The sequence below is a fragment of the Streptomyces sp. NRRL WC-3626 genome, from assembly GCF_000718785.1.
In the GTDB taxonomy this organism is placed as follows: domain Bacteria; phylum Actinomycetota; class Actinomycetes; order Streptomycetales; family Streptomycetaceae; genus Streptomyces; species Streptomyces edwardsiae.
Window position 1 is genome coordinate 1 of the sequence record NZ_JOCA01000008.1, and the last position, 24,756, is coordinate 24,756.

Genomic DNA, 24,756 nt, shown 5'->3' on the forward strand with positions numbered 1-24,756 from the left:
GCTTCGCCCGGGAGAAGGCGAGGATGAAGTGCCGCCGGTCCCAGAGCTGACGGACGTACTCCCGGAGGGTGGGCCGGGCGCCGCTGACCGTGAGGCCGTACTTGGCGGCGAGCCGCTCCGCCGTCAGGCCCTCGTCGGGCGGCACGGGCGCGCCGACCGCGACCGTGCCGTCGTGCGTGGTCTCACTCACTGGTGGAAAACTTTCGTCCTCGAGATGCCGGGCCCGGGGCGGGCCCGGCATGCGCCGGGGAGCCTGGGTAGGGCCCCGATGTTCCGGACACGAGCTTGTCAGATGACGGGAGGCCGGCCCAGTCGGGTCAGCCGCCACACCGTACGCCACTTCATGGGCCGGCGGGGACCGCAGGGGGTGGCCCAGCCCTCCCTGAATCCGCCGAACCACGCCTTCAGCGCGGGGCGCGAGGGCCGGCGCAGCAGGGTGAGGAGCAGCCAGACGCCCAGATAGACGGGGACGAGGAGCGCGGGGAGATTGCGGCGGGCCAGCCAGACCCGGTTACGGGCGACCATGCGGTGGTAGACCGCGTGCCGTGAGGGGGCCGTGGTCGGGTGGAACAGCACCATGTCGGACCGGTAGTCGATCATCCAGCCGGCGTCGAGGGCCCGCCAGGCCAGATCGGTCTCCTCGTGGGCGTAGAAGAACTCGTCGGGCAGCCCGCCGACCTCGGCGATGACCTTGGTGCGTACGGCGTTGGCGCCGCCGAGGAACGTCGTGACGCGGGAGGAGCGCATCGGGTCGGAGGCGCGCAGCCGGGGGACGTGGCGGCGCTGGGTGACCCCGGTCTCCGGGTCGGCGATACGGAAGCTGATGATGCCGAGCGCCGGGTCCGCCGTGAAGGCCTCGCGGCACAGCTCGGCGGTGTCGTGGCCGGCGAGCAGTCCGTCGTCGTCGAGGAAGAGCAGGACGTCGACGTCGGTGCCGCCGGGGCCGAAGGCCTCGATGCCGACGTTGCGGCCGCCGGGGATGCCGAGGTTCTCCGGCAGTTCGACGGTGCGCACGCCCTCGGGGACCTCGGGGACGGGCGAGCCGTTGCCGACGACGACCACCTGGACCGGGTCGCCGTCCTGCTTGGCGACCGAGTCCAGCAGGGCGCGCAGCTCCTCGGGGCGGTTGCCCATGGTGATGATCACCGCGCCGACCTTCATGCCGGTGCTCACTTCAGCCTGCTGGAGGCGAGGACGGACACCAGGTGCAGCAGGGTCTGCAGCAGGGCGATGCCTGCCAGGACGGCGGTGCCCAGGCGGGTGAAGAAGAGGTCGTCCCGGACCGCGTCCACGATCGCGAGGGCCAGGATCAGCAGGGACGCCTCGATGCCGAGGATGAGGCGGTGGAACTTGAACGCGGCGGCGGCCCGGCGGGCCAGCGCCATGCCGGAGGAGCGCATCTCGGCGGCGGCCTCCTTCACCGGCGGCAGCCCGTTCTGGTGCCGGGCGACGCCGACGAGGTCGGTCTCCGCCTTGATCAGGATGGCGCCGAGGGCGGCCAGCGTGCCGAGGAAGGCCCAGAGCCAGTCGATCCGTCCGCTGCCGAACGGGTCGGCGGCGCGCAGGCCGAGGCCGACCAGGACGGCGGCGTCGGTGAGGTAGGCACCGACCCGGTCCAGGTAGACCCCGCCGAGCGAGTACTGCTTGCGCCAGCGCGCTATCTCGCCGTCGACGCAGTCCAGCAGCAGGTACAGCTGCACGGCGACGACGCCGAGGACGGCCCCCGTGATCCCCGGCACCAGCAGTGCCGGGGCCGCGAGGACTCCGCAGACGGTCATCAGGTACGTGAGCTGGTTGGGCGTGACCCTGGTGTTCACCAGGTAGCGGTCCACCCGCAGGGACACCTCACGCATGTAGAGGCGCCCCATCCAGTGCTCACCGCTGCGCCGGTCCTTGACCCCCGGGGGGTGGACGACCGGACGGAGTTCAGCTACCGATGGCCTTGACATAGTCGGCGTAGACGTCCTTGATCTGCTCGGTCTTCAGGTCGAGATGTTCGAGAATGGTGAAGCGGCCGGGGCGGGTCTCCGGGGCGAACTCGACGACCCGGACGAACTCGTCCACGGTGAATCCGATCTCCTCCGGCAGCACCGGAAGTCCGTGCCTGCGCAGCACCTCGGCCATGGCGGCCGATTCGTCGTGGGCACCGCGCAGATACATCGCGAAGGCCGCGCCCAGTCCGCACTGCTCACCGTGGGCGGCGGCCCGCTGGGGGTGGAGCAGGTCGAAGGCGTGGTTGATCTCGTGGCAGGCGCCGGATCCGGGACGGGAGTCGCCGGAGACGGACATGGCGATCCCGGTGAGCACCAGCGACTCGGCCAGTACCTGGAGGAAGCCGTCGTCGCCGACGCCGCCCGGGTGCCGCAGCACCGCCTCGCCGGCCTGCCGGGCCATGGCGGCGGCCAGGCCGTCGACCTTCTCGCCGTTGACCCGGTGGGACAGCTCCCAGTCGGCGACGGCGGAGATGTTGGACACGGCGTCCCCGATGCCGGACCGGACGAAACGGACCGGGGCCTCGCGGATGACGTTGAGGTCGATGACGACCGCGATCGGGTTCGGCACGCCGTACGAGCCGCGGCCCGCGTCGTTGTCGAGGGTGGCGACCGGGGAGCAGAGGCCGTCGTGCGCGAGGTTGGTGGCGACGGCGACCAGGGGCAGGCCGACGCGCGCCGCCGCGAACTTGGCGCAGTCGATGATCTTCCCGCCGCCGAGACCGACGACCGCGTCGTAGCGGCCGGCCTTCATGGCGCCCGCCAGCCGGACCGCGTCGTCGATGGTGCCGCCGCCGACCTCGAACCAGTCGGCGCCGGGCAGCGAGGGCGCGACCCGCTCGCGCAGCCGGGCGCCCGAACCGCCGCTGACGGCGATGGCGAGCCGGCCCGACTGCGAGATGCGCTCGTCGGCGAGGACACAGGCCAGGTCGTCGAGGGCGCCCGGGCGGATGTCGACGACGACCGGCGAGGGGATGAGCCGGGTCAGTACTGGCACGCGATCTCCCGTCCACGGGCGAGGTCGTCGTGGTTGTCGATCTCGACCCACTGGACGTCGCCGATCGGCGCCACGTCGATCCGGAAGCCGCGGTTCACCAGTTCCTGGTAGCCGTGCTCGTAGAACTGCTGCGGGTCCGTCTCCCAGACGGTCTTCAGCGCGTCGGCGAGCCCGGCGGCGGCGGCGCCCTCGATGAGGGTGACGCCGATGTACTCGCCCGTCGCCTCGGCGGGGTCCATCAGCTTGGTGATCCTCGTCATCCCCTTCTCGGCTTGACGCCGTACTTGGCCTCGAGGGCGGCCTTGCGCTCGTAGACGGCCTCCTTGCGGTAGCCGACGATGACGCCGACCTCGGTCAGGCCGATCTCGGCGAAGTTGCCGAGGGTGAGGTCCAGGACCGTCGGTTCGCCCTCCGCACCCGCGGGCCCGACCGGCACCAGCGCCTTGGGGAGGCTGTCGGTGTAGGGGCGCAGACGCCGTCCGGCGCCTGCCGCCAGCACGAGGCCGATCATGCGGGTTCTCCTTCGTCGTGTACGGCGGGCGCCCCGGAGGAGGCCCAGAAGCGGATGCTCTCGACGAGCACCAGCAGCGCCACGGCCACGGCGAGGACCGTGAGCGCGACGGTGAACTGTGCAGCGGTGAGCACCGCCGCCAGGACGGCGACCGCGAGCGTGCGGCCCTCGTGTCCCCCGATCGCCCGCACCAGCCAGCGCGGGGAAGCGCCCGCGTTGCCGCGGATGCGGTAGACCGTGTCGTAGTGATGGTAGGCGACCGCGGCCACCAGTCCGTAGGCCGCCGGAAGGGCTCCGTTCACGTTCGCGTCGGCCGCGAGTGCGAGGACGGTGCCGTACTCGGCGGCACGGAGGAACGGCGGGACCAGCCAGTCGAGGGCGCCCTTGAGGGGGCGGGTGACGGCGAGGGCGGAGGTCAGGACGTAGCCGCAGGCGGCGATGACCGTCCAGGGGCCGCCGAAGCCGGTGAGTACGGCGGTGGCGGTGACGGCCAGGCCGCCGGTCAGGGCGAGCGCCGGGACGGCGAAGCCGGGCAGCCGACGGGCGGTCCGGTCCAGCCGGCCGGCGAGGGCCTGGGCGAGCGGCCCGGAGTCGGCGAGGTCCGCCAGTGCCCGCGCCGCCCGGTCGGTGCGCTTCGCCTTGCGGGTCACCGAGCGCAGGACCCGGCCCGCCGTGGTGTACGTCGCGGCGAAGGCGCAGCCGATGAGCAGGGCGTAGAAGGTGATCCGGGGGGTGGTGACGGCCGTGAGGACGGCGATCATCGCCCAGCGTTCGCCGATCGGCAGGACGATCATGCGGCGCAGCCAGACCGTCCAGCCGACGCTGTCGAGCTTGTCGGAGAGGGCGGCGGTGGGGCTCGTGTTGGCGGAGGCGTCGTGGTTGGCCTCGTTGAAGGAGAAGTCCACGACGTGCCGGCAGGTCTGCAGGATCATCGCGCCGAGTGCGAGGGCCCATACATCGTCATGGCCGCCGCCCCGGGCGGCGCCGAGGGCGAGGCCGGCGTAGTAGGCGTACTCCTTGGCGCGGTCGAAGGTGGCGTCGAGCCAGGCGCCGAGGGTGGAGTACTGCAGGGAGTAGCGGGCGAGCTGGCCGTCGGTGCAGTCCAGCACGAACGAGGCGATGAGCAGCGCGCCGGCGGCGACGAAACCGCCGCGGGTACCGGTGGCGGCGCAGGCGGCGGCTATCAGCGCGGTGAGCAGCGAGGCGGTGGTGACCTGGTTCGGGGTCAGTCCGCGGCGGGCGCACCAGCGGGCGATGTAGCGGGAGTACGGGCTGATGAAGTGGGTGGTGAAGAAGCCGTCGCGGGCCTTGACGGCCGACTTCAGGCGTACGGCCTCGTCGTCGACGGCGGCGACGGCCTGCCGGGCCTCGTTACGGGTCTGGGGGTCGCCGGGGACCGTGGCGACGAGGCTGCCCAGCTCGGGGCGGTGCACGTCGGCGCCGTCGGTCTCGAGGGCGCCGGCGATCCGGTCGGCGAGGCTGTCGACGAGGGTGGTGCCGCCGGCCGCGGCGTTCTCGCGGGCCAGCGCGCGGGTCAGGGCCTGCCGGCCGGCGGGCTGGGCGGTGACAGCGCCGGCGATCGCGGAGAGCGGGAAGCGGGGGTCGGTGAGACCGAGGCGCAGGGCGTGCGCATGGCCCACGAAGCGGGCGTCGACGACGGCGACCCGCTGTCCGGCGGGTACCGCCGTGAGCAGCGTCTCGGCCTCGGCGATGCCGGTCGCGATCCGTACGTCGAAGCCGAGGGAGCGCAGGTCGCCCTCGAGTGACGAGCCGGGGACCGGCGGACCGGTGAGGATGGCGGTCGACAACCGAATCTCACTCCCTGGGTGCCGACGCGTCGACGCCGGTCATGTACACGATGAGCTGCCCGTGCGGGTCCCCCGGGCGGCATGTCGGCAGAGGTTATCGGATGCCCACCAGGCCGTGTTCACCGCCCGTTCGACGAGTGGATCGGTGTGGTTCGCCCGCGCGCCGCTGCCGCGATCATCATCGGTGATGCGGGGCCCGGCCCACAAACCGCCGTAGCGGAACGGGCATTTGGCAGCAAGGGCCGCATAGCCGGCCGCCGGGCCCGCTCGGCATAGGGTGGGCGACCATGACATGGCTGATCACCGGCGGAGCCGGTTATATCGGGGCACATGTGGCGCGAGCCATGACCGGTGCCGGGGAACGGGTCGTCGCTCTGGACGATCTCTCGGCCGGGGTGCCGGCACGACTGCCCGCCGAGGTCCCGCTGGTCAGGGGCTCGTCGCTGGACGGCGAGCTGCTGGAGCGGGTGTGCGCGGAGCACGGGGTGACGGGGGTGGTGCATCTCGCCGCGCGCAAGCAGGCCGGAGAGTCCGTGGCGCAGCCGACCCGGTACTACCGGGAGAACCTGGGCGGCCTCATGACACTCCTGGACGCCGTCGCCGGGGCCGGGATCAGACGTTTCGTCTTCTCCTCCTCGGCGGCCGTGTACGGCGACCCCGGTGTGGATCTCATCACGGAGGACGCGCCCTGCGCTCCGGTGAACCCGTACGGCGAGACCAAGCTCGCCGGTGAGTGGCTGGTCCGGGCGGCGGGCCGGGCGCACGGCATCGACACGGTGTGCCTGCGCTACTTCAACGTGGCGGGGGCGGCGGCACCGGAACTGGCCGACACCGGGGTCTTCAACATCGTGCCGATGGTGTTCGACCGGCTCACGCGTGACGAGGCACCGCGCATCTTCGGGGACGACTATCCGACGCCGGACGGCACGTGCGTCCGCGACTACATCCACGTGGCCGATCTGGCGGACGCGCATCTGACGGCGGCCCGGCGGCTGTCCGCGGGGGACGTCGCGGGGGATCTGACGGTGAACATCGGCCGCGGCGAGGGCGTCTCGGTGCGTGAGCTGATCACGGCCATCGGCAAGGTCACCGGGGACACCCGGGCCCCGGTGGTGGAGGACCGCCGGCCCGGCGACGCGCCCCGCGCGGTGGCGTCGGCCGCCCGCGCGGAGGAACGGCTGGGCTGGACCGCGCGTCGCTCGGTGCCCGAGATGATCGAGTCGGCCTGGCGGGGCTGGCAGCTGCACCATGGCGGCCGACCATCGACGGGCTTCTGACCTGCACATCGTTTCCGCAGGTCAGAGCACATGACAACGGTGTTCAGTGCCGCGTTGCGGATACCCCCTCCCCGTAGTTGACTGTGGTCCGGACGGGGGTCACGGGAAGGGGTCGCGGGCATGGGGGCAGGGCACGATCACGGGCATGCGCACGGCGCGCCCGCCGGCGGTACCGCGAGCGCCGCGTACCGCGGCAGGCTGCGGGTGGCGCTGGCGATCACGCTCGCCGTCATGGTTGTGGAGATCGTCGGCGGGATCATGGCCGACTCGCTGGCGCTGGTGGCGGACGCCGCCCACATGGCGACGGACGCGCTGGGGCTCGGCATGGCGCTGGTCGCCATCCACGTCGCCAACCGCCCGCCCAGCGAGCGCCGCACCTTCGGGCTGGCCCGCGCGGAGATCCTGGCCGCGCTGGCCAACTGTCTGCTGCTGCTCGGTGTCGGCGGCTACGTGCTGTACGAGGCGGTCGAGCGGTTCGTCACCCCGGCCGGCACCGAGGGCGGTCTGACGATGGTGTTCGGCGCCATCGGCCTGGTCGCCAACATGGTGTCGCTGACGCTGCTGATGCGCGGGCAGAAGGAGAGCCTGAACGTGCGCGGCGCCTTCCTGGAGGTGGCGGCGGACGCGCTCGGCTCCCTCGCGGTCATCCTCGCCGCGCTGGTGATCGTGACGACCGGCTGGACGGCCGCGGACCCGGTCGCCTCCCTGGTGATCGCGGTGATGATCGTGCCGCGGACGTGGAAGCTGCTGCGCGAGACCCTGGACGTCCTGCTCGAGGCCGCGCCCAAGGGTGTCGACATGGGGCAGGTGCGGGCGCACATCCTGGCGACGGAGGGCGTGGAGGACGTGCACGACCTGCACGCGTGGACGATCACCTCGGGGATGCCGGTGCTCTCCGCGCACGTGGTGGTCAGCTCCGACGTCCTGAACGCCATCGGGCACGAGAAGATGCTGCACGAGCTGCAGAACTGTCTGGGCGCCCACTTCGACGTGGAGCACTGCACCTTCCAGCTGGAGCCCGGCGGACACGCGGAGCACGAGGCACGCCTCTGTCACTAGGTCCTGTCGTCACGACAGGACCTGGGCGCCCCCCACGCGCGCCCGCGCGCCGGGGAACGCGGCCTTCCGCCCCCGCGCGGGGCGGTCCGGGACATGCGGGGGTGTCGGGGAGTGCCGGGAGTGCCGGATTCGTGCGGCAGACTGGGGCGCGAAGACCGAGTGAAGGATGGGTATGCCGATCACACCTGCCACCGCGACGAACAGCCCGTCGAACGGCGCCGCCGAGCCGATTTTGCTGGAACTGGTCGACGAGGACGGCGTGACGATCGGTACGGAGGAGAAGCTCGCCGCCCATCAGCCACCGGGACGGCTGCACCGGGCGTTCTCGGTGTTCCTGTTCGACGAGCGGGGGCGGCTGCTGCTGCAGCAGCGGGCGCTGGGGAAGTACCACTCCCCCGGTGTGTGGTCGAACACCTGCTGCGGCCATCCCTATCCCGGTGAGGCGCCGTTCGCGGCGGCGGCCCGGCGGACCTTCGAGGAGCTGGGTGTGTCCCCGTCGCTGCTCGCCGAGGCGGGCACGGTCCGCTACAACCACCCGGACCCTGCCTCGGGCCTGGTGGAGCAGGAGTACAACCATCTCTTCGTCGGGATGGTGCAGGCGACGGTGCGGCCGGATCCGCAGGAGGTGGGGACCACGGCGTTCGTGACCCCGGCGGAGCTGGCGGAGCGGCACGCGCGGGACACCTTCTCGGCCTGGTTCCCGACGGTCCTGGACGCGGCCCGTCCGGCGGTCCGCGAACTGACGGGAGCGTCGGCGGGCTGGTGAGAGTCAGGGCAGGGCGGGGGGCTTGAGCGGCAGGGCGGCCCAGATCACCTTGCCGCCGGTCGTGGTGTGCTCGACGTCGCACGCGCCGCCCGCCTCGCGGGTGATCTCCCGCACCAGGAGCAGCCCGCGTCCGCCGGTGCGGCCGTGGTCGGTCTCCAGGGCGGTGGGCCGGTAGGGGTGGTTGTCCTCGACTGCCACCCGCACCCACTCGGCGCCGACGGCGACCTCCACGGCGAGCATCGGGGACAGCAGCGCCGCGTGCCGTACGGCGTTGGTGACCAGCTCGGAGACGATCAGCAGCAGTCCCTGTACGACGTCGTCCGCGACCGGCACCCCCTGGCGCAGCAGCAGGTCCCGCACGGCGTGGCGCGCCTGCGGGACCGAGGCGTCGACGGCCGGGGCGGTGAACCGCCAGACACCTTCGTACGGAAGCTGATCGCCGCTCTCACGCTCGATTGTCACCACACGTCGAGTGTTGGTACCGATCGCCTCCGCACCTCCTCGCTGAACAGAAGTCAGCGGATATCGAGCGTTTCCGACCGATCGGTTGTGCCACGGACCCGTGCGGGACCGTTCGGGTCCGTTCCGTGCCGGGTCGGCACACTATTCGGGTTGTACGGGTTTGGCGGCCCGGTGTTCGCCCGTCTCCGGTGTCCCCGGGGCCGTCTCCTCGTCGGCCAGCCGCTCGGCGACCATGCCGACGATCCTGCGGCCGCCGTAACCGGTGGCGATCAGGCCGAGCCCGTCGAAGAGCAGGGAGAGGGAGAAGAACGTCCCGATGACGTACTGGCTGCTGCTCGGCCAGGTGCCCAGCACCAGGATGCCGAGGAGCAGTCCGAAGGCGCCCTGCACCAGGGTCCAGCCGAACTGCGGCCCGCGCACCACCAGGCTGCCGACCAGGCGGAACAGCCCGCCGGTGAGGAACAGCAGGGCGGCGAACATGGTGAGCGCCTCGGCCGCGGCCTCGGGTGTCTTCAGGACGACCACGCCGGCCGCGATGTTGAGCGCGGCGACGACCACGCCGAGCCAGAAGAAGTTGGTGGCCCGCGCCTGGACGGCGTGCAGCAGTCCGACCACACCGCCGATCAGCAGCAGCCAGCCGAACAGCACCATCGAGGTCAGGGTGGCGACGCCGGTGTAGACGAGGCCGACCAGGCCCGCGAGGACCAGGATCACGCCGAGTACGGCGAGCCAGCTGAAGCCGCGGCTCAGTTTCGCGGTCTCGTCCCGGGGTGCGGCGGACTTCGCCATGACTGCCTCCTCGCTCCCGCTTCCCCTCTCCCAGTCTCCGCCGTCCGGACCTCCCCCGCTGTCCGTCCGTCCCCCGCCGGGCGGGCTCCCTGCCGCCCGGCGCCGTGACCGGGGCGGATAGCATCCGGCGCATGGAGCCCCAGCTGCTGCACGACGTCACCGGGCAGGTCGCCACGGTCGTCATACGCAATCCCGCGAAGCGCAACGCCATGACGGCCGCGATGTGGGGTTCCCTGCCACCGCTGCTGGAAACCCTGGCGGCCGATCCGGACGTACGGGTGCTGGTGCTCACCGGCGAGGGCGGCACGTTCTGCGCCGGGGCCGACATCTCCGCCCTGAGGGGGTCGCCGCTCGAGGCGCAACGGCTGGCGGTGGCGGCGGAGGAGGCGCTCGCCGCCTTCCCCAAGCCGGTCCTGGCGGCGGTCCGCGGGCACTGTGTGGGCGGCGGGGCGCAGCTGGCGGCGGCCTGCGATCTGCGGTTCGCCGAGGAGGGGGCCCGGTTCGGGGTGACGCCGGCGAAGCTCGGCATCGTCTACCCGGCCTCCGCGACCCGGCGGCTGGTCTCCCTGGTCGGCCCGGCGACCGCCAAGTATCTGCTGTTCTCGGGCGAGTTGATCGATGCCGGGCGGGCGCTGCGCACGGGTCTGGTGGACGAGGTACTGCCGGAGGGCGAACTGGACGGGCGGGTCGCGGAGTTCGCGCGGATCCTGGCGTCCCGGTCACAGCTGACGCAGGCGGCGGCGAAGGAGTTCGCGAACGGCCGCACCGACCGGGACGCGTACTGGGGCGAGCGGGCCGCGGAGAGCGGCGACACCGCGGAGGGCGTCACCGCGTTCCTGGAGCGCCGCCCGCCCCGCTTCACCTGGTCCGCGTCAGGTTGAACCGGCTCTTCGAGCGGAACTCCTCGACGAGGTGCGCGGGCGCCTTTTGCGGTGAGCCGGCGTCGTAGGGCGGCTGCGGGTCGTACTCGGTGAGCAGCTGGACGGCCTGGGCGTGTTCGTCGCCGGCGATCCGGCCGAGCAGGGTGAGCCCCATGTCGATGCCGGAGGAGACCCCGGCCGCGGTGACGTACTTGCCGTCGGTGACCACCCGCTCCCCGGTCGGCTCGGCGCCGTACCGCCGCAGATGGTCCAGCGCCAGCCAGTGGGAGGTGGCCCGGCGGCCGCGGAGGAGTCCGGCCGCGGCCAGCAGCAGGGATCCGGTGCACACGGACGTCGTCCAGGTGCTGGTGGCGTCGGCGGTGCGCAGCCAGTCCAGCAGCGTGCCGTTCTCCATCTGGGGTGTCTGGCCGGGGCCGCCGGGGACGACGACGATGTCCGGGGACGGCACTTCGTCCAGGGTCCTGTCGGCGGTGATGGCGAGGGCGCCGGTGTCGGTGCGTACGGGCCCGGTCCGTTCGGCGACGAACACGGTCCGCGCGTCCGGGAGCCGGCCGAGGGTCTCGTAGGGGCCCACCGCGTCCAGGGCGGTGAAGCGGTCGAAGAGGACGATGGCGATCTGCATCGGCTTCCTTTCAGGCGTGGGTGGGTGCGGGGGCGGGCCGGAAGCGGCGGCGGTACTCCGCCGGTGACGTGCCGAGGGTCCGGACGAAGGCGCGGCGCATCGCCTCGGGGGTGCCGTAGCCGCTCGCGCGGGAGATCTCCTCGACGCCGTCGGTGGTGTCCTCCAGGAGGCGACGGGCGTTTTCGAGGCGTACGCGGTCGACGTAGCGGCCCGGTGTCATGCCGGTCTCGGTGTGGAAGGCCCGGGCGAAGTGCCGCGGGGAGAGGGCCGCGCGGGCGGCGAGGGCCTCGACGGTGAGATCGGCGCCGGGATGCTCGGTGATCCACTGCTGGACCTCGCGCAGTGGCTCGCGTTGTGCGGTCTGGGCGGCGAGCTGGGCGCTGAACTGTGCCTGGTTGCCGGGCCGGCGCAGGAACACCACCAGGTGCCGGGCGATGGTGAGGGCGGTCTCCCGGCCGAGGTCCTCCTCGACGAGGGCGAGCGCGAGGTCGATGCCCGAGGTGACTCCGGCGGAGGTGGCGACCCGGCCGTCCCGGACATAGATGGGGTCCGGGTCCACCTCGACCGCCGGATGGTTCCTGGCCAGGGTGTCGCAGTAGGCCCAGTGCGTGGTGGCGCGCCGGCCGTCCAGCAGCCCGGCCCCGGCGAGCAGGGCCGCTCCCGTGCAGACGGAGACCAGCCGCTCGGCACGCGGCCCGTGCTGCCGCAGCCACTGCGTCAGCCGGGCGTCGGGTGTGCGGGTGCCCTGCCCGCCGGGCACGAGCAGCGTGTGCGGACGGGGCGCGCCGGCCAGCGCCCCGTCCGGTACGACGGTCAGCCCGCTGGTCGTGCGCACCGGAGCGCCGTCCAGGGACGCGGTGCACAGCCGGTACGTCCCCGGGGTGTGCTGCTCGGCGCCCGCGAAGACCTCTACGGGGCCGGTGACATCGAGACTCTGCACGCCGTCGAAGAGGACGACGAGAACGGTTCGCTGCGCCATGCCGTCGATTCTTCGCGGCAGCCCGCCGTGGCCGCAACGACGAGTTCCCCACTATTTCTGCCATGCCCCGCACGCATGTTGAAGCGTTGACGAGGTACACGGTCCTCCGTCCGGACGAACGACGGCCGGGCGGATGGAGAGGAGTTCGACATGTTTCGTGCCATCGCGGATGTCCTGCGTCAGATCGGCGGGGCGATCGCCACTGTGGTGACCCTGCCGTTCCGGGCGCTCGCCAGGCTGTTCGGCGGAGCCTCGTCCTCGGCGCGGGGCCGCCGCGCCTGACGCCGCCCGTGCGCTCCCCCGGCGAGTCGCCGCCCTGATCCCCGAATGTCGGCGCCACCTGCCACAATTGCCGCGCAACCTCAGTGGAGAAGGCGGTACGGGAACGTGACGACACCCCTGACAGGGTCCATCGAAGGCAGGATCGCCGAGGAGCTCGGCGTACGGGAGCGGCAGGTCAAGGCCGCGGTGGAGCTGCTCGACGGCGGTTCGACCGTGCCGTTCATCGCCCGCTACCGCAAGGAAGCGACCGAGATGCTCGACGACGCGCAGCTGCGCACGCTCGAGGAGCGGCTGCGTTATCTGCGGGAGCTGGAGGAGCGCCGGGCGGCGATCCTGGACTCGGTGCGCGAGCAGGGCAAGCTCACCGGGGAGCTGGAGGCGCGGATCCGGGGCGCGGAGACCAAGGCGCGCCTGGAGGACATCTATCTGCCGTACAAGCCCAAGCGGCGTACCAAGGCGCAGATCGCGCGCGAGGCGGGTCTCGAGCCGCTGGCGGAGGGGCTGCTCGGCGATCCGGGCGTCGAGCCCCTCGCCGCGGCCGCCGCGTTCGTCGACGCCGGCAAGGGCGTCGCCGACCCGCAGGCCGCGCTGGACGGCGCGCGGGCGATCCTCACCGAGCGGTTCTCGGAGGACGCGGACCTGATCGGCGAGCTGCGTGAGCGCATGTGGGTGCGCGGGCGGCTGGCCGCGAAGGTACGCGACGGCAAGGAGGAGGCGGGCGCGAAGTTCTCCGACTACTTCGACTTCGCCGAGCCGTTCACCGAACTGCCCTCGCACCGGATCCTGGCGATGCTGCGGGGCGAGAAGGAGGAGGTCCTCGACCTCGTCCTGGAGCCCGAGGAGGCGGTGGACGGCCCGTCGTCGTACGAGGGGATCGTCGCGAGCCGCTTCGGGATCTCCCAGCAGGGGCGTCCGGGCGACAAGTGGCTGGGCGACACGGTCCGCTGGGCCTGGCGTACGCGCATCCTGGTGCACCTCGGCATCGACCTGCGGCTGCGGCTGCGTACGGCGGCCGAGGACGAGGCGGTACGGGTCTTCGCGGCGAACCTGCGCGATCTGCTGCTCGCCGCCCCCGCCGGTACGCGCGCGACGCTGGGACTCGACCCCGGTTTCCGTACGGGTGTGAAGGTCGCCGTGGTGGACGCGACCGGCAAGGTCGTCGCCACGGACGTGATCCACCCGCATGTTCCGGCCAACCGGTGGGACGAGGCGATCGCGAAGCTGGCGCGGCTGGCGAAGGAGCACGCGGTCGAGCTGATCGCGATCGGCAACGGTACGGCGTCCCGCGAGACCGACAAGCTCGCCGGTGAACTCATCACCAAGCACCCCGAGTTGAATCTGACGAAGGTGATGGTGTCCGAGGCGGGCGCCTCCGTGTACTCGGCGTCCGCGTTCGCCTCGCAGGAGCTGCCCGACATGGACGTGTCGCTGCGCGGCGCGGTGTCGATCGCGCGCCGGCTCCAGGATCCGCTGGCGGAGCTGGTGAAGATCGACCCGAAGTCGATCGGCGTCGGCCAGTACCAGCACGACCTGTCCGAGGTGAAGCTGTCGCGTTCGCTGGACGCGGTGGTGGAGGACTGTGTGAACGGCGTGGGTGTCGACGTCAACACCGCGTCCGCTCCGCTGCTCGCCCGGGTCTCCGGCATCACGTCCGGGCTCGCCGAGAACATCGTGGCGCACCGGGACGGCAACGGTCCGTTCCGGTCACGGAGCGAGCTGAAGAAGGTGTCCCGGCTCGGTCCGAAGGCGTTCGAGCAGTGTGCGGGCTTCCTGCGGATCCGGGGCGGTGCCGATCCGCTGGACTCGTCGAGCGTCCACCCGGAGGCGTATCCGGTGGTGCGGCGGATGGTGAAGTCCTCCGGGGCGGACGTCGCCGCGCTGATCGGGAACACGGCGGTGCTGCGGTCCCTGCGGGCGGGGGACTTCGTCGACGAGACGTTCGGTCTGCCGACGGTGGGCGACATCCTGAAGGAGCTGGAGAAGCCGGGGCGGGACCCGCGTCCGGCGTTCAAGACGGCCGTGTTCAAGGAGGGGGTCGAGAAGATCTCCGATCTGGTCTCCGGGATGGTGCTGGAGGGGGTCGTCACGAACGTCGCCGCGTTCGGGGCGTTCGTGGACGTCGGGGTGCATCAGGACGGGCTGGTGCACGTGTCGGCGATGTCCAGGACGTTCGTGAAGGATCCGCGGGATGTGGTGAAGCCGGGGGACATCGTCAAGGTGAAGGTGCTCGAGGTCGACATTCCGCGGAAGCGGATCTCGCTGACGCTGCGGCTGGACGACGAGGCCGCGCCGCAGGGGGAACAGCGGGGGCAGCGGGGCCGGCGCGGGGAGCGGCAGGGGGGCCGGCCGCCGAAGCAGCGGCAGCAGGGCCGTTCGGGAGGCAAGGGGCAGTCCGCCGCGCCTTCTTCCGCGAACGGGGCGATGGCCGACGCGTTGCGGCGGGCCGGGCTGGCGTAGGCGCGGGCCTGCCGGGGGTGGGGTGCGGGCCCGGCGCCTGCCGGGTGCCGCCCGCGCCCGTGCCGCCCTGGCGGCACGATGGCCCGCGGAGGGGGCGGGGTGACGGCCCGCCCGTCAGGCGGGGGTCTCCGTCACCTTGCCGTCCGTGACCTCCAGGCGCCTTGTCACGTGCACCGCGTCGAGCATGCGGCGGTCGTGGGTGATGAGGAGGAGGGTGCCTTCGTAGGTGTTGAGGGCTGATTCGAGTTGTTCGATGGCCGGCAGGTCCAGGTGGTTGGTCGGCTCGTCGAGGATCAGCAGGTTGACGCCCCTGCCCTGGAGGAGGGCCAGCGCGGCTCGCGTGCGTTCCCCCGGGGAGAGGGTGGCCGCGGGGCGCACGACGTGGTCCGCCTTCAGGCCGAACTTGGCCAGGAGCGTGCGGATGTCGGCCGGATCCAGGTCGGGGACCGCCGGACGGAACGCGTCGAGCAGGGGCTCCGGGCCGTGGAACAGCGCACGGGCCTGGTCGACCTCGCCGGTCAGGACACCCGAGCCCAGAAAGGCGTGCCCGGCGTCGAGGGGGACGCGGCCCAGGAGGGCGCCGAGCAGGGTCGATTTGCCGGCGCCGTTCGCGCCCGTCACCGCGACCCGGTCCGCCCAGTCGATCTGCAGGGACACCGGACCGAGCGTGAAGTCGCCGCGCCGGACCTCTGCGTCGCGGAGGGTGGCGACGACCGCGCCCGAGCGGGGGGCCGACGCGATCTCCATGCGCAGTTCCCACTCCTTGCGCGGCTCCTCGACCACCTCCAGGCGCTCGATCATGCGCTGCGTCTGACGGGCCTTCGCGGCCTGCTTCTCGCTGGCCTCGCTGCGGAACTTGCGGCCGATCTTGTCGTTGTCGTTGCCCGCCTTGCGGCGCGCGTTCTTCACGCCCTTGTCCATCCAGGAGCGCTGTGTCTGCGCCCGGTCCTGGAGCGCGGACCGCTTGTCCGCGTACTCCTCGTAGTCGTCGCGGGCGTGCCGGCGGGCGACCTCACGCTCCTCCAGATAGGCCTCGTAGCCACCGCCGTAGAGGTTGATCTGCCGCTGGGCCAGATCGAGTTCGAGGACCTTGGTGACCGTGCGGGTGAGGAACTCGCGGTCGTGGCTGACGACGACCGTGCCGGCGCGCAATCCGGCCACGAAGCGTTCGAGGCGTTCCAGGCCGTCCAGGTCGAGGTCGTTGGTGGGCTCGTCGAGGAGGAAGACGTCGTAGCGGGAGAGGAGGAGGGAGGCGAGGCCCGCGCGGGCCGCCTGGCCACCGGAGAGTGAGGTCATCGGCTGGTCCAGGCCGACGGTCAGCCCGAGGGAGCCGGCGACCTCCTCGGCGCGCTCGTCGAGGTCGGCGCCGCCGAGCGACAGCCAGCGCTCCAGGCTGGTGGCGTACGCGTCGTCCGCGCCGGGCGCGCCGTCGACCAGGGCCTGGGTCGCCTCGTCCATGGTCCGCTGGGCCTCGGCGACACCGGTACGGCGGGCCAGGAACTCCCGGACGCTCTCGCCGGGCCGGCGCTCCGGCTCCTGCGGGAGGTGCCCGACGGTCGCGGTGGGCGGGGACAGGCGCAGCTCGCCCTGTTCCGGTGCGGTGAGCCCGGCGAGCAGGCGCAGCAGCGTGGACTTGCCCGCGCCGTTGGCGCCGACGAGACCGATCACGTCGCCGGGTGCGACGACGAGGTCGAGACCGGTGAACAGGGAGCGGTCGCCGTGCCCGGCGGCGAGATTCTTGGCGACGAGTGTGGCAGTCATCAGACAGCCGATCCTAACGGCCGGGTGCGGACGGGCGCCGCCGGGTTCGCACCGCCGCACCCGCGTCACCAGGGCGCTCCGACGTCGTCCGCCACCGTCCCCGCCCGGAAACGGAACCGGGCCGCGCCGTGCCGGTGACCGGCGGCGGGGCCGTCGGTCCGACGACGGCGATGGTCCTCGCCGAGCGGGGAGTCTCCCGGGCAGTCGGGGGGTCAGTGTTTGCCGATGGGGTCGCCTTCGACGTCCGGGCCCCGGCCCGGGCCCACCCGGAGTTCGAACTCCCCGTCGTACTTCGTGTGGCCCTCGATGACCGCCAGTTCCACCGCCTCGGAGCCCATTTCGCCGCGCACGATGAGCGGGTCGTGGCGCAGGTCGCGCATGAGGGCCACGCACATGAAGATCATCACGATGACGAACGGGGCCGCCGCGAGGATCGTCAGGTTCTGCAGACCGGTCAGGGCGTCGCCCTGGCCGCTGCCGACCAGCAGCATGATCGCGGCCACGCCGCCGGTGACCACGCCCCAGAAGATCACCACCCAGCGGCTGGGTTCGAGCGAGCCCTTCTGCGAGAGGGTGCCCATGACGACGGAGGCCGCGTCGGCGCCCGAGACGAAGAAGATGCCGACGAGGATCATCACCAGCAGGCTGGTGGCGGTGGCGACGGGGTACTCCTGCAGCACGGCGAAGAGCCGGCCCTCGGGGGTCGCCTCGTCGCCGAGCCGGTTCTGCTCCTGGAGCCGCATCGCGGTGCCGCCGAAGATGGCGAACCAGATCAGGCTGACGGTGCTGGGGACGAGGATGACCCCGCCGATGAACTGGCGGATGGTGCGGCCCCGGCTGATGCGGGCGATGAACATGCCGACGAAGGGCGTCCAGGAGATCCACCAGGCCCAGTAGAAGACGGTCCAGCTGCCCAGCCAGTCGGCGACGCCCTCTCCCCCGCTGGCCTCGGTGCGGCCGGCCAGCGCGGGCAGGTCGCCGAGGTAGGCGAAGACCGAGGTCGGCACCAGGTCGAGGATGAGGATGGTCGGTCCCGCGACGAACACGAACACGGCGAGGATCAGGGCCAGCACCATGTTGGTGTTGGACAGCCACTGGATGCCCTTCTCCACACCGGAGACCGCGGAGGCCACGAACGCCACCGTCAGGACGGCGATGATGCCGACGAGCAGCCCGGTGCTGACCTTGTCCATCCAGTCGAGCTTCTCCACCCCGGAGCCGATCTGCAGGGCGCCGAGGCCGAGCGAGGCCGCGGAGCCGAAGACCGTCGCGATGATGGCGAGCACGTCGATGACCCGGCCGCCGACGCCGTTGGCGTGGTGCTCGCCGATGAGCGGGGTGAAGACGGCGCTGACGGTCTGACGGCGGCGCCTGCGGAAGGTGCTGTAGGCGATGGCGAGGCCGACGACGGCGTAGATCGCCCACGGGTGGAGCGTCCAGTGGAACAGCGTGGTGGCCATGGCCGTCTCCATGCGTTCGCCGGAGTCGGCCGGGCTGGTGCCGGGCGGGGGTGTCGTGTAGTGCGCGAGCGGTTCGCTCACGCCCCAGAACATCAGGCCGATGCCCATGCCGGCGCTGAACATCATGGCGATCCACGACACCGTGCGGAACTCCGGCTCCTCACCCTCGGCTCCGAGGTGGATCCGGCCGTAGCGGCTGGCGGCGAGCCAGAGGGCGAAGACGACGAAGCCGGAGGCGGCCAGCATGAACCCCCAGCCGCCGTTGTGGATCAGGCCGCCGAGCAGGGTGCTGGACGCGTCCTCGAGCGAGTCCGTCCAGACGGCGCCCCACACCACGAAGGCGAGGGTGAGGACGGCCGTGACGCCGAACACCACCCGGTCGGTCCGTGGGTGCCCCCGGCCCGGCAGGTCCGCCTCGGATCCCGGCAACGGGCCCGTCGTGTCGTCCTTGTCGCTGTGCTCGTTCTGCGTCACAGGCGGCACCTTTCATCAAGAGCCATCGGGCGGAGAGCACTCCTCCCGATACGCCCCTACCACCTTTGGCGCAAAACTCACCCCGTCGGGAGAAAGTACCGGCCTCCTCCACCGGGTGATGCGCCGCGCGGGTGCGTGGGAGACGTCCGCTCAGTCACCGTGGTCGTACACGGTCACGGGTATCCCGCGCCGTACCAGCCGCTCCGTGATCAGGGGCTCGACGCGGGACCACTTGCCGCCCGCGAGGCCGCAGCCGATGCGGGGCATGTGGACCGAGGCTCCGAGCTCGGCCGCGTGGCCGGCGAGGCGGCCGAGAGCGGTGTCGATCGCCTCGTAGCGGACGGGGACGCCCTTGCTGCCCGTCCGGGTGCCGCGCTGGCCGATCATGTTGGCCACCCAGACGTAGCGGTCCACCCGCACCATCTGGACCGCGCCCAGGCCGAAATCGGTCGAGGCGCGGTCCCGGTGCCAGGCACGGTAGGCGGCCTCCGGTTCGGGCCAGCGGCGGGAGAGTGCGAGGACGAAGCCCTTGCCCCAGCCGCCGAGGTCGTTGCAGACATGGGCGATGACCTTGACGCCCTTCACCGACGGAACGGTGGCGTCACCCCGGACGTATGTGATCCCCGACATGACCCCACCCTAGGCGCCCTCACTGACAGCGGCTGTGAGCTGCCGCTTCGTCGGCGGCGAGAGTTCCGGGGCACCACCGTGCCGGTGGGCGACGTCCTCACGGCGAGGGTGACAGGAGAGGTGTCACAGCAGTGGTGGGACAGCGATACTGCTGCACATGACGACCGAGACCGAGCAGCCGCTGACGATCGACGAACTGGCGGCGCGGGCGGGTGTCACCGTGCGCACGGTCCGGTTCTACGGCACCAAGGGGCTGCTGCCGCCGCCGGTGATCGGTCCCCGGCGGGTCGGCCAGTACGGGCGGGAGCATCTGGCCCGGCTGGAGCTGATCGAGGAGCTGCAGCACCGGGGCATGACCCTGGCCGCGATCGAGCGGTATCTGGCGCGGCTGCCCCCGGATCTGACGGTGCGGGACCTGGCGGTGCAGCGGGCGGTGGTGGCCTCCTGGGCGCCGGAGGCGGTGGAGACGGTGTCGCGCGCGGAGCTGGAGCGCCGGGCGGGACGGGCGCTGAGCGAGGAGGACGTGGAGCGGCTGGCCGCGATGAGCGTCGTCGAGCGGGACGGCGAGGCGTTCCGGGTCGACCCGGGACTGCTGCGGCTGGGCGTGGAGCTGCTGGACGTGCCGCTGTCCCACGAGACGCTCCTCGCCGCCCGGACGGCGCTCATCGAGCACTCCCGCGCGGCCGCGCGGGAGCTGTCGCGGCTGCTGCGCGACGCGGTCGCGGAGCGGGACGCGCGGGATGTGCGGTCGCTGTCCGCGCGGATGCATCCGCTGGTGGTGCAGGCGCTGCTGACCACCTTCCAGCGGTCGCTGCGGGAGGAGCTGCGGGAGTGGCTGGACGAGGAGGGGTGACGGGCCGCCGGACCCGTCGCCCCCGCCCCGCCGGGATTCAGCGCGCGTCCGTGAAGACCTCGCCGTTCTCCGCCTTCGTCACCAGCAGCGCCGGCGGGGTGAAGCGCTCGCCGTAGCGTTCGGCGAGTTCCCGCGCGCGGGCGACGAAGCCGGGCAGGCCGCCGTCGTAGCCGTTGATGTACTGCAGCACTCCGCCGGTCCAGCCGGGGAAGCCGATGCCGAGGATGGAGCCGATGTTGGCGTCGGCGACGGAGGTCAGCACGCCCTCCTCGAGGAGCCGGACGGTGTCCAGCGCCTCGGCGAACAGCATGCGTTCCCGCATGTCGGCGAACGGGATCTCGTGTCCGGCCTTGGTGAAGTGCTCACGCAGTCCCGGCCACAGCCGTACCCGCTTGCCGTCGTCGCCGTACTCGTAGAACCCGGCGCCGCCGCTGCGGCCGGGGCGCTCGAACTCGTCGACCATGCGGTCGACGACCGTCTCGGCGGGGTGCGCGGTCCAGGTGCCGCCGGCCTCCTCGACGGCCCGCCGCGACTCGTTGCGGATCTTGCGCGGGAGGGTGAGCGTCAGCTCGTCCATCAGGGAGAGGACCTTGGCCGGGTAGCCCGCCTGGGCGGCCGCCTGCTCGACGGAGGCGGGTTCGATGCCCTCGCCCACCATGGCGACGCCCTCGTTGATGAAGTGCCCGATCACACGTGAGGTGAAGAAGCCGCGCGAGTCGTTGACGACGATCGGGGTCTTGTTGATCTGCCGGACCAGGTCGAAGGCGCGGGCCAGGGCCTCGTCGCCGGTGCGCTCGCCCTTGATGATCTCGACCAGCGGCATCCTGTCGACGGGTGAGAAGAAGTGCAGGCCGATGAAGTCGTCCTGGCGCTCGACGCCCTCGGCGAGGGCGGTGATGGGCAGGGTGGAGGTGTTGGAGCAGAGCAGCGCGTCGGGGGCGACGACGTCCTGGATCTCCTGGAACACCTTGTGCTTGAGGGAGGTGTCCTCGAAGACGGCCTCGATGACCGCGTCGCAGCCGGCGAGGTCGGCGGCCTCGGCGGAGGGCGTGATCCGCGCGAGCAGCGCGTCGGCCTTCTCCTGGCTGGTGCGGCCCTTGGCGACGGCCTTGGCGCACAGTCTCCGGGAGTAGTCCTTGCCCTTGACGGCGGCTTCCAGGGAAACGTCCTTGAGGACGACGTCGATGCCCGCGCGGGCGCACGAGTAGGCGATGCCGGCGCCCATCATCCCGGCGCCGAGGACGGCGACCTTGGTGACCTTGCGCGGTGCGACGCCCCCGGGGCGGTTGGCGCCGGAGTTGACGGCCTGGAGGTCGAAGAAGAACGCCTGGATCATGTTCTTGGAGGTCTGTCCGGCGGCCAGCTCGACGAAGTAGCGGGCCTCGATGACCTGGGCGGTCTCGAAGTCGACCTGGGAGCCCTCGACGGCGGCGGCCATGATGTTGCGCGGGGCCGGGTAGGGGGCGCCGTTCGTCTGCTTGCGCAGGTTGGCCGGGAAGGCGGGCAGGTTGGCGGCGAACTTCGGGTGGGCGGGGGTGCCGCCGGGAATGCGGTAGCCGGGCCTGTCCCAGGGCTGGGCGGACTCGGGGTGGGCGTCGATGTAGGCGCGGGCCTTGGCGAGCATGTCCTCGCGCGTGTCGGCGATCTCGTCGACGAGGCCGTTGTCCAGGGCGCGGCGCGGGTTGTACTGGGTGCCCTGGAGGAGCACCTTCAGCAGGGCGTCGGTGATGCCGAGCATGCGGACGGTGCGGACGACGCCGCCGCCTCCGGGGAGCAGGCCGAGGGTGACCTCGGGGCAGCCGATCTTGGAGCCGGGGGCGTCGAGGGCGATGCGGTGGTGGCAGGCGAGGGCGAGTTCGTAGCCGCCGCCGAGGGCCGCGCCGTTGATGGCGGCGACGACGGGCTTGCCGAGGGTCTCGATGCGGCGCAGGTGCCGCTTGATGGCCATGCCGCCGTCGAACAGGTCCTGGGCCGTGTCGGGGGTGACGCGGATCAGGTCGCGCAGGTCGCCGCCGGCGAAGAAGGTCTTCTTGGCGGAGGTGACGATGATGCCGCGGATGGTGTCGCGCTCCGCCTCGAGGCGGTCGGTGACCTTGGCGAGGGAGTCGCGGAACGCCTGGTTCATGGTGTTCGCGGACTGGTTCGGGTCGTCGAGGACGAGGGTGACGACGCCGGAGCGGTCCTGTTCCCAGCGGATGGTGGTGCTCTCGGTCATGAGGGAGTCTCCGTGAGTGAGGTGGCGGTCGCTGGGGCTCAGAGGCGTTCGACGACGGTGGCGATGCCCATGCCGCCGCCCACGCACAGGGTGGCGAGGCCGTAGCGCTTGTCCTGGCGCTCCAGTTCGTCGACGAGCGTGCCGAGGATCATCGCGCCGGTGGCGCCGAGGGGGTGGCCGAGCGCGATGGCGCCGCCGTTGACGTTGACCTTGTCCAGGGACAGGCCCATGTCCCGCGCGAAGCGCAGGACGACCGCGGCGAAGGCCTCGTTGATCTCGACGAGGTCGATGTCGTCGATGGTGAGGCCGGCCTTGGCGAGGGCCTTGCGGGTGGCGGGGGCGGGGCCGGTGAGCATGATGGTGGGCTCGGAGCCGGACACGGCGGCGGAGACGATCCGGGCGCGCGGGGTGAGTCCGTAGCGGTCGCCGACCTCCTTGGAACCGATGGCGACGAGGGCGGCGCCGTCGACGATGCCGGAGGAGTTGCCCGCGTGGTGCACGTGGTCGATCGACTCGACCCAGTGGTACTTCTGCAGTGCCACGGCGTCGAAACCGCCCAGTTCGCCGATGTCGGCGAAGGACGGCTTCAGCCGGGCCAGGGAGTCGGCGGTGGTGCCCGGACGCAGGTGCTCGTCGTGGTCGAGGACGGTGAGGCCGCTGCGGTCCCTGACCGGGACGACGGACCGCTCGAAGCGGTTCTCCTTCCAGGCGGTGGCGGCGCGCTCCTGCGAGAGGGCTGCGTACTCGTCGACGTCGCGCCGGGAGAAGCCCTCGACGGTGGCGATCAGGTCGGCGCCGATGCCCTGCGGGACGAAGTCGACGGCGAGGTTGGTCATCGGGTCGTTGAACCAGGCGCCGCCGTCGGAGGCCATCGGCACCCGGGACATCGACTCGACGCCGCCCGCGAGAACGAGGTCCTCCCAGCCGGAGCGGACCTTGGCGGCGGCCATGTTGACGGCTTCCAGTCCGGAGGCGCAGAAGCGGTTCTCCTGGACGCCGGCCACCGTGTCGGGCAGTCCCGCCGCGATGGCGGCGATACGGGCGATGTCGGAGCCCTGGTCGCCGACGGGGCCGACGACGCCGAGCACGATGTCGTCGACGGCGGCCGGGTCGAGGCCGGGGAAGCGGTCGCGGATCTCGTGGATCAGGCCGACGACCAGGTCGATGGGCTTGGTGCCGTGCAGGGCGCCGCCTGCCTTGCCGCGCCCGCGCGGGGTGCGGATCGCGTCGTAGACATACGCTTCGGTGCTCACGGGAGGGCCTTTCACTGAGGGTTCACGGGCGGGGGCAGCAGTCGGGGTACGTCCCAGTCGCGGGCCACGTCGTCGGTGTCGGCGCCCGGCCGGGCGGGGCCGGTGCGGACGGTGGTGGGGGTCGCGGAGAACCGCGGGGCCGGTGCGGGCTGGGTGATGCCGCCGTGACCGGTGAAAGTCGAGCGGGCGGCGAGGTGCGGGTGGTGCGGGGCCTCACGCAGGGACAGCACCGGCGCCACGCAGGCGTCGGAGCCGTCGAAGACGGCCGTCCAGGCGTCGCGGGTGCGGGACGCGAAGCGGGCGGTGACCTGCGCGCGCAGTGCGGGCCAGCGGGTGATGTCGGCGTGGGCGCCGGCCTGGTCCTCGATGCCGAGGAGGCGCAGGAACTCGGCGTAGAACCGCGGTTCCAGCGCCCCGACCGCCATGTGGCCGCCGTCGGCTGTCTCGTAGGTGCCGTAGTAGGGGCAGCCGCCGTCGAGGAGGTTGGCACCGCGCCGGTCCTGCCAGACGCCCGCGGCGAGCATGCCGTGGATCATCGAGGAGAGGTGGGCGGTGCCGTCCACGATGGCGGCGTCGACGACCTGTCCGGTGCCGGTCGCCCGCGCGTGGTGCAGGGCGGCGAGGACGCCGACGACGAGGTAGAGGGAGCCGCCCGCGTAGTCGCCGAGCAGGTTGGCCGGGACGGCCGGGGGCGTCGCCGGGTCGCCGATCATGCCGAGGGTGCCGGTGAGGGCGATGTAGGCGATGTCGTGGCCCGCGCGGTCGGCGAGGGGGCCCTGCTGGCCCCAGCCGGTCATCCGCCCGTAGACCAGGCGCGGGTTGCGGGCGTGGCAGTCCCCGGGGCCGACGCCGAGCCGTTCGGCGACGCCGGGGCGGTAGCCCTCGATGAGCACGTCCGCGCGTTCGGCGAGGTCCAGGACGCGGGCCGGGCCGTCGGGGGCCTTGAGGTCGACGATCACGGAGCGCTTGTTGCGGTTGGTGATGTCGAGGGCGGGGTCGATGCCGAGTCCGGGGCCGCCCGGACGGTCCACACGGACGACGTCGGCCCCGAGGTCGGCGAGGAGCATGGCGGCGAACGGGCCGGGCCCGATCCCGGCCAACTCCACCACGCGTACGCCACCGAGCGGACCGGGTCCGTGCGGCTTCGCCTCGGTCATCGCACCCCCATCGACTGTGACACTACTGGTGTAACACCTGAGATGTTAGGAATGCCTTCCGTCCGGCACAAG

21 protein-coding genes and 2 pseudogenes are annotated in these 24,756 nt (G+C 72.2%); 7 read left to right on the forward strand and 16 right to left on the reverse strand.

The features are described from left to right. The 6 genes and pseudogenes from IF28_RS0114245 to IF28_RS0114270 form a co-directional block, all read right to left on the reverse strand. Positions 1–190: pseudogene (locus tag IF28_RS0114245) on the reverse strand (ABC transporter permease); the annotation flags it as partial. 98 nt (positions 191–288) lie between these two features. Next, positions 289–1,161, reverse strand: a complete 873-nt coding sequence (locus IF28_RS0114250) for a glycosyltransferase family 2 protein (RefSeq protein ID WP_030219012.1) — start codon at positions 1,159–1,161, stop codon at positions 289–291. An 8-nt stretch (positions 1,162–1,169) separates the two neighbouring features. Next, entirely contained in the window at positions 1,170–1,949 is a 780-nt protein-coding gene (locus tag IF28_RS0114255; protein WP_078621149.1) for a CDP-alcohol phosphatidyltransferase family protein, read from the reverse strand. Beyond that, positions 1,927–2,988: an iron-containing alcohol dehydrogenase family protein gene (locus IF28_RS0114260; protein ID WP_030219014.1), complete on the reverse strand. Its 1,062-nt coding sequence runs from the start codon at positions 2,986–2,988 to the stop codon at positions 1,927–1,929. The genes IF28_RS0114255 and IF28_RS0114260 overlap by 23 nt, the downstream gene beginning before the upstream one ends. Then, a pseudogene (locus tag IF28_RS36355) lies at positions 2,976–3,499 on the reverse strand (sugar phosphate nucleotidyltransferase). The gene IF28_RS0114260 and the pseudogene IF28_RS36355 overlap by 13 nt, the downstream one beginning before the upstream one ends. Then, the gene (locus IF28_RS0114270; protein WP_030219015.1) at positions 3,496–5,307 is read right to left on the reverse strand and encodes a DUF5941 domain-containing protein; all 1,812 of its coding nucleotides are present in this window, start codon (positions 5,305–5,307) and stop codon (positions 3,496–3,498) included. The pseudogene IF28_RS36355 and the gene IF28_RS0114270 overlap by 4 nt, the downstream one beginning before the upstream one ends. 287 nt (positions 5,308–5,594) lie before the next feature. Here IF28_RS0114270 and galE point away from each other — a divergent pair, with 287 nt between their 5' ends. From galE to idi, 3 genes are all read left to right on the forward strand, one after another. Continuing rightward, positions 5,595–6,584 carry a UDP-glucose 4-epimerase GalE gene (gene galE / locus IF28_RS0114275; RefSeq protein WP_030219016.1) on the forward strand — a complete coding sequence of 330 codons (990 nt, stop codon included), beginning with the start codon at positions 5,595–5,597 and terminating at the stop codon, positions 6,582–6,584. A gap of 120 nt (positions 6,585–6,704) precedes the next feature. Further along, positions 6,705–7,643 carry a cation diffusion facilitator family transporter gene (locus IF28_RS0114280; protein ID WP_030219017.1) on the forward strand — a complete coding sequence of 313 codons (939 nt, stop codon included), beginning with the start codon at positions 6,705–6,707 and terminating at the stop codon, positions 7,641–7,643. A gap of 172 nt (positions 7,644–7,815) precedes the next feature. Next, the gene (idi, locus tag IF28_RS0114285) at positions 7,816–8,409 is read left to right on the forward strand and encodes an isopentenyl-diphosphate Delta-isomerase (RefSeq protein ID WP_030219018.1); all 594 of its coding nucleotides are present in this window, start codon (positions 7,816–7,818) and stop codon (positions 8,407–8,409) included. A 3-nt stretch (positions 8,410–8,412) separates the two neighbouring features. Here the strand turns inward: idi and IF28_RS0114290 are convergent, their stop codons facing one another. Together IF28_RS0114290 and IF28_RS0114295 are read right to left on the reverse strand one after the other, a co-directional pair. Beyond that, positions 8,413–8,874 (reverse strand): ATP-binding protein, encoded by a 462-nt coding sequence (locus IF28_RS0114290; protein WP_037893254.1) that lies wholly within the window; start codon positions 8,872–8,874, stop codon positions 8,413–8,415. A gap of 138 nt (positions 8,875–9,012) precedes the next feature. Continuing rightward, entirely contained in the window at positions 9,013–9,660 is a 648-nt protein-coding gene (locus IF28_RS0114295; protein ID WP_030219020.1) for an HdeD family acid-resistance protein, read from the reverse strand. 131 nt (positions 9,661–9,791) lie between these two features. Between IF28_RS0114295 and IF28_RS0114300 the strand changes: the two genes are divergently transcribed. Further along, entirely contained in the window at positions 9,792–10,541 is a 750-nt protein-coding gene (locus IF28_RS0114300) for an enoyl-CoA hydratase/isomerase family protein (protein ID WP_030219021.1), read from the forward strand. Here the strand turns inward: IF28_RS0114300 and IF28_RS0114305 are convergent. Beyond that, complete coding sequence (locus tag IF28_RS0114305) at positions 10,519–11,163, reverse strand: DJ-1/PfpI family protein (protein WP_030219022.1); 645 nt, start codon at positions 11,161–11,163, stop codon at positions 10,519–10,521. The two genes, IF28_RS0114300 and IF28_RS0114305, sit on opposite strands and share 23 nt — an antisense overlap. 10 nt (positions 11,164–11,173) lie before the next feature. Continuing rightward, positions 11,174–12,142, reverse strand: coding sequence for a GlxA family transcriptional regulator (locus IF28_RS0114310; RefSeq protein ID WP_030219023.1), 969 nt, complete (start codon positions 12,140–12,142; stop codon positions 11,174–11,176). A 150-nt stretch (positions 12,143–12,292) separates the two neighbouring features. Here IF28_RS0114310 and IF28_RS40185 point away from each other — a divergent pair, with 150 nt between their 5' ends. Both IF28_RS40185 and IF28_RS0114320 read left to right on the forward strand, forming a co-directional pair. Then, entirely contained in the window at positions 12,293–12,424 is a 132-nt protein-coding gene (locus IF28_RS40185) for an LPFR motif small protein (RefSeq protein ID WP_267883060.1), read from the forward strand. Positions 12,425–12,529: 105 nt separating this feature from the next. Next, complete coding sequence (locus IF28_RS0114320) at positions 12,530–14,881, forward strand: Tex family protein (RefSeq protein WP_030219024.1); 2,352 nt, start codon at positions 12,530–12,532, stop codon at positions 14,879–14,881. Between the two features lie 114 nt (positions 14,882–14,995). Here the strand turns inward: IF28_RS0114320 and IF28_RS0114325 are convergent, their stop codons facing one another. From IF28_RS0114325 to IF28_RS0114335, 3 genes are all read right to left on the reverse strand, one after another. Continuing rightward, the gene (locus IF28_RS0114325; protein ID WP_030219025.1) at positions 14,996–16,642 is read right to left on the reverse strand and encodes an ABC-F family ATP-binding cassette domain-containing protein; all 1,647 of its coding nucleotides are present in this window, start codon (positions 16,640–16,642) and stop codon (positions 14,996–14,998) included. 212 nt (positions 16,643–16,854) lie between these two features. Beyond that, positions 16,855–18,576: a BCCT family transporter gene (locus tag IF28_RS0114330; protein WP_030219027.1), complete on the reverse strand. Its 1,722-nt coding sequence runs from the start codon at positions 18,574–18,576 to the stop codon at positions 16,855–16,857. A 150-nt stretch (positions 18,577–18,726) separates the two neighbouring features. Further along, complete coding sequence (locus IF28_RS0114335; RefSeq protein WP_030219029.1) at positions 18,727–19,206, reverse strand: macro domain-containing protein; 480 nt, start codon at positions 19,204–19,206, stop codon at positions 18,727–18,729. A 157-nt stretch (positions 19,207–19,363) separates the two neighbouring features. Here IF28_RS0114335 and IF28_RS0114340 point away from each other — a divergent pair, with 157 nt between their 5' ends. Continuing rightward, positions 19,364–20,059 (forward strand): MerR family transcriptional regulator, encoded by a 696-nt coding sequence (locus IF28_RS0114340; protein WP_030219031.1) that lies wholly within the window; start codon positions 19,364–19,366, stop codon positions 20,057–20,059. 37 nt (positions 20,060–20,096) lie between these two features. On the opposite strand, the gene IF28_RS0114345 is transcribed toward IF28_RS0114340, so the two are convergent. The 3 genes from IF28_RS0114345 to IF28_RS0114355 are packed head-to-tail and all read right to left on the reverse strand — an operon-like array spanning position 20,097 to position 24,684. Beyond that, positions 20,097–22,274, reverse strand: coding sequence for a 3-hydroxyacyl-CoA dehydrogenase NAD-binding domain-containing protein (locus tag IF28_RS0114345; RefSeq protein ID WP_030219034.1), 2,178 nt, complete (start codon positions 22,272–22,274; stop codon positions 20,097–20,099). A gap of 38 nt (positions 22,275–22,312) precedes the next feature. Further along, on the reverse strand, positions 22,313–23,527 hold the full coding sequence (locus IF28_RS0114350; RefSeq protein WP_030219037.1) for an acetyl-CoA C-acetyltransferase: 1,215 nt from the start codon (positions 23,525–23,527) through the stop codon (positions 22,313–22,315). 11 nt (positions 23,528–23,538) lie between these two features. Then, a complete protein-coding gene (locus IF28_RS0114355; protein WP_030219039.1) occupies positions 23,539–24,684 on the reverse strand; it encodes a CaiB/BaiF CoA transferase family protein in 1,146 nt (381 codons plus the stop codon). Positions 24,685–24,756 lie beyond the last annotated feature (72 nt).

Bases quoted from the DNA above. Each gene is read 5' to 3' on its own strand.
- IF28_RS0114250 (WP_030219012.1), bottom strand. From the start codon at position 1,161: ATGAAGGTCGGCGCGGTGATCATCACCATGGGCAACCGCCCCGAGGAG.
- IF28_RS0114255 (WP_078621149.1), bottom strand. From the start codon at position 1,949: ATGTCAAGGCCATCGGTAGCTGAACTCCGTCCGGTCGTCCACCCCCCG.
- galE (WP_030219016.1), top strand. From the start codon at position 5,595: ATGACATGGCTGATCACCGGCGGAGCCGGTTATATCGGGGCACATGTG.
- IF28_RS0114280 (WP_030219017.1), top strand. From the start codon at position 6,705: ATGGGGGCAGGGCACGATCACGGGCATGCGCACGGCGCGCCCGCCGGC.
- idi (WP_030219018.1), top strand. From the start codon at position 7,816: ATGCCGATCACACCTGCCACCGCGACGAACAGCCCGTCGAACGGCGCC.
- IF28_RS0114295 (WP_030219020.1), bottom strand. From the start codon at position 9,660: ATGGCGAAGTCCGCCGCACCCCGGGACGAGACCGCGAAACTGAGCCGC.
- IF28_RS0114300 (WP_030219021.1), top strand. From the start codon at position 9,792: ATGGAGCCCCAGCTGCTGCACGACGTCACCGGGCAGGTCGCCACGGTC.
- IF28_RS0114305 (WP_030219022.1), bottom strand. From the start codon at position 11,163: ATGCAGATCGCCATCGTCCTCTTCGACCGCTTCACCGCCCTGGACGCG.
- IF28_RS0114310 (WP_030219023.1), bottom strand. From the start codon at position 12,142: ATGGCGCAGCGAACCGTTCTCGTCGTCCTCTTCGACGGCGTGCAGAGT.
- IF28_RS40185 (WP_267883060.1), top strand. From the start codon at position 12,293: ATGTTTCGTGCCATCGCGGATGTCCTGCGTCAGATCGGCGGGGCGATC.
- IF28_RS0114325 (WP_030219025.1), bottom strand. From the start codon at position 16,642: ATGACTGCCACACTCGTCGCCAAGAATCTCGCCGCCGGGCACGGCGAC.
- IF28_RS0114335 (WP_030219029.1), bottom strand. From the start codon at position 19,206: ATGTCGGGGATCACATACGTCCGGGGTGACGCCACCGTTCCGTCGGTG.
- IF28_RS0114340 (WP_030219031.1), top strand. From the start codon at position 19,364: ATGACGACCGAGACCGAGCAGCCGCTGACGATCGACGAACTGGCGGCG.
- IF28_RS0114345 (WP_030219034.1), bottom strand. From the start codon at position 22,274: ATGACCGAGAGCACCACCATCCGCTGGGAACAGGACCGCTCCGGCGTC.
- IF28_RS0114355 (WP_030219039.1), bottom strand. From the start codon at position 24,684: ATGACCGAGGCGAAGCCGCACGGACCCGGTCCGCTCGGTGGCGTACGC.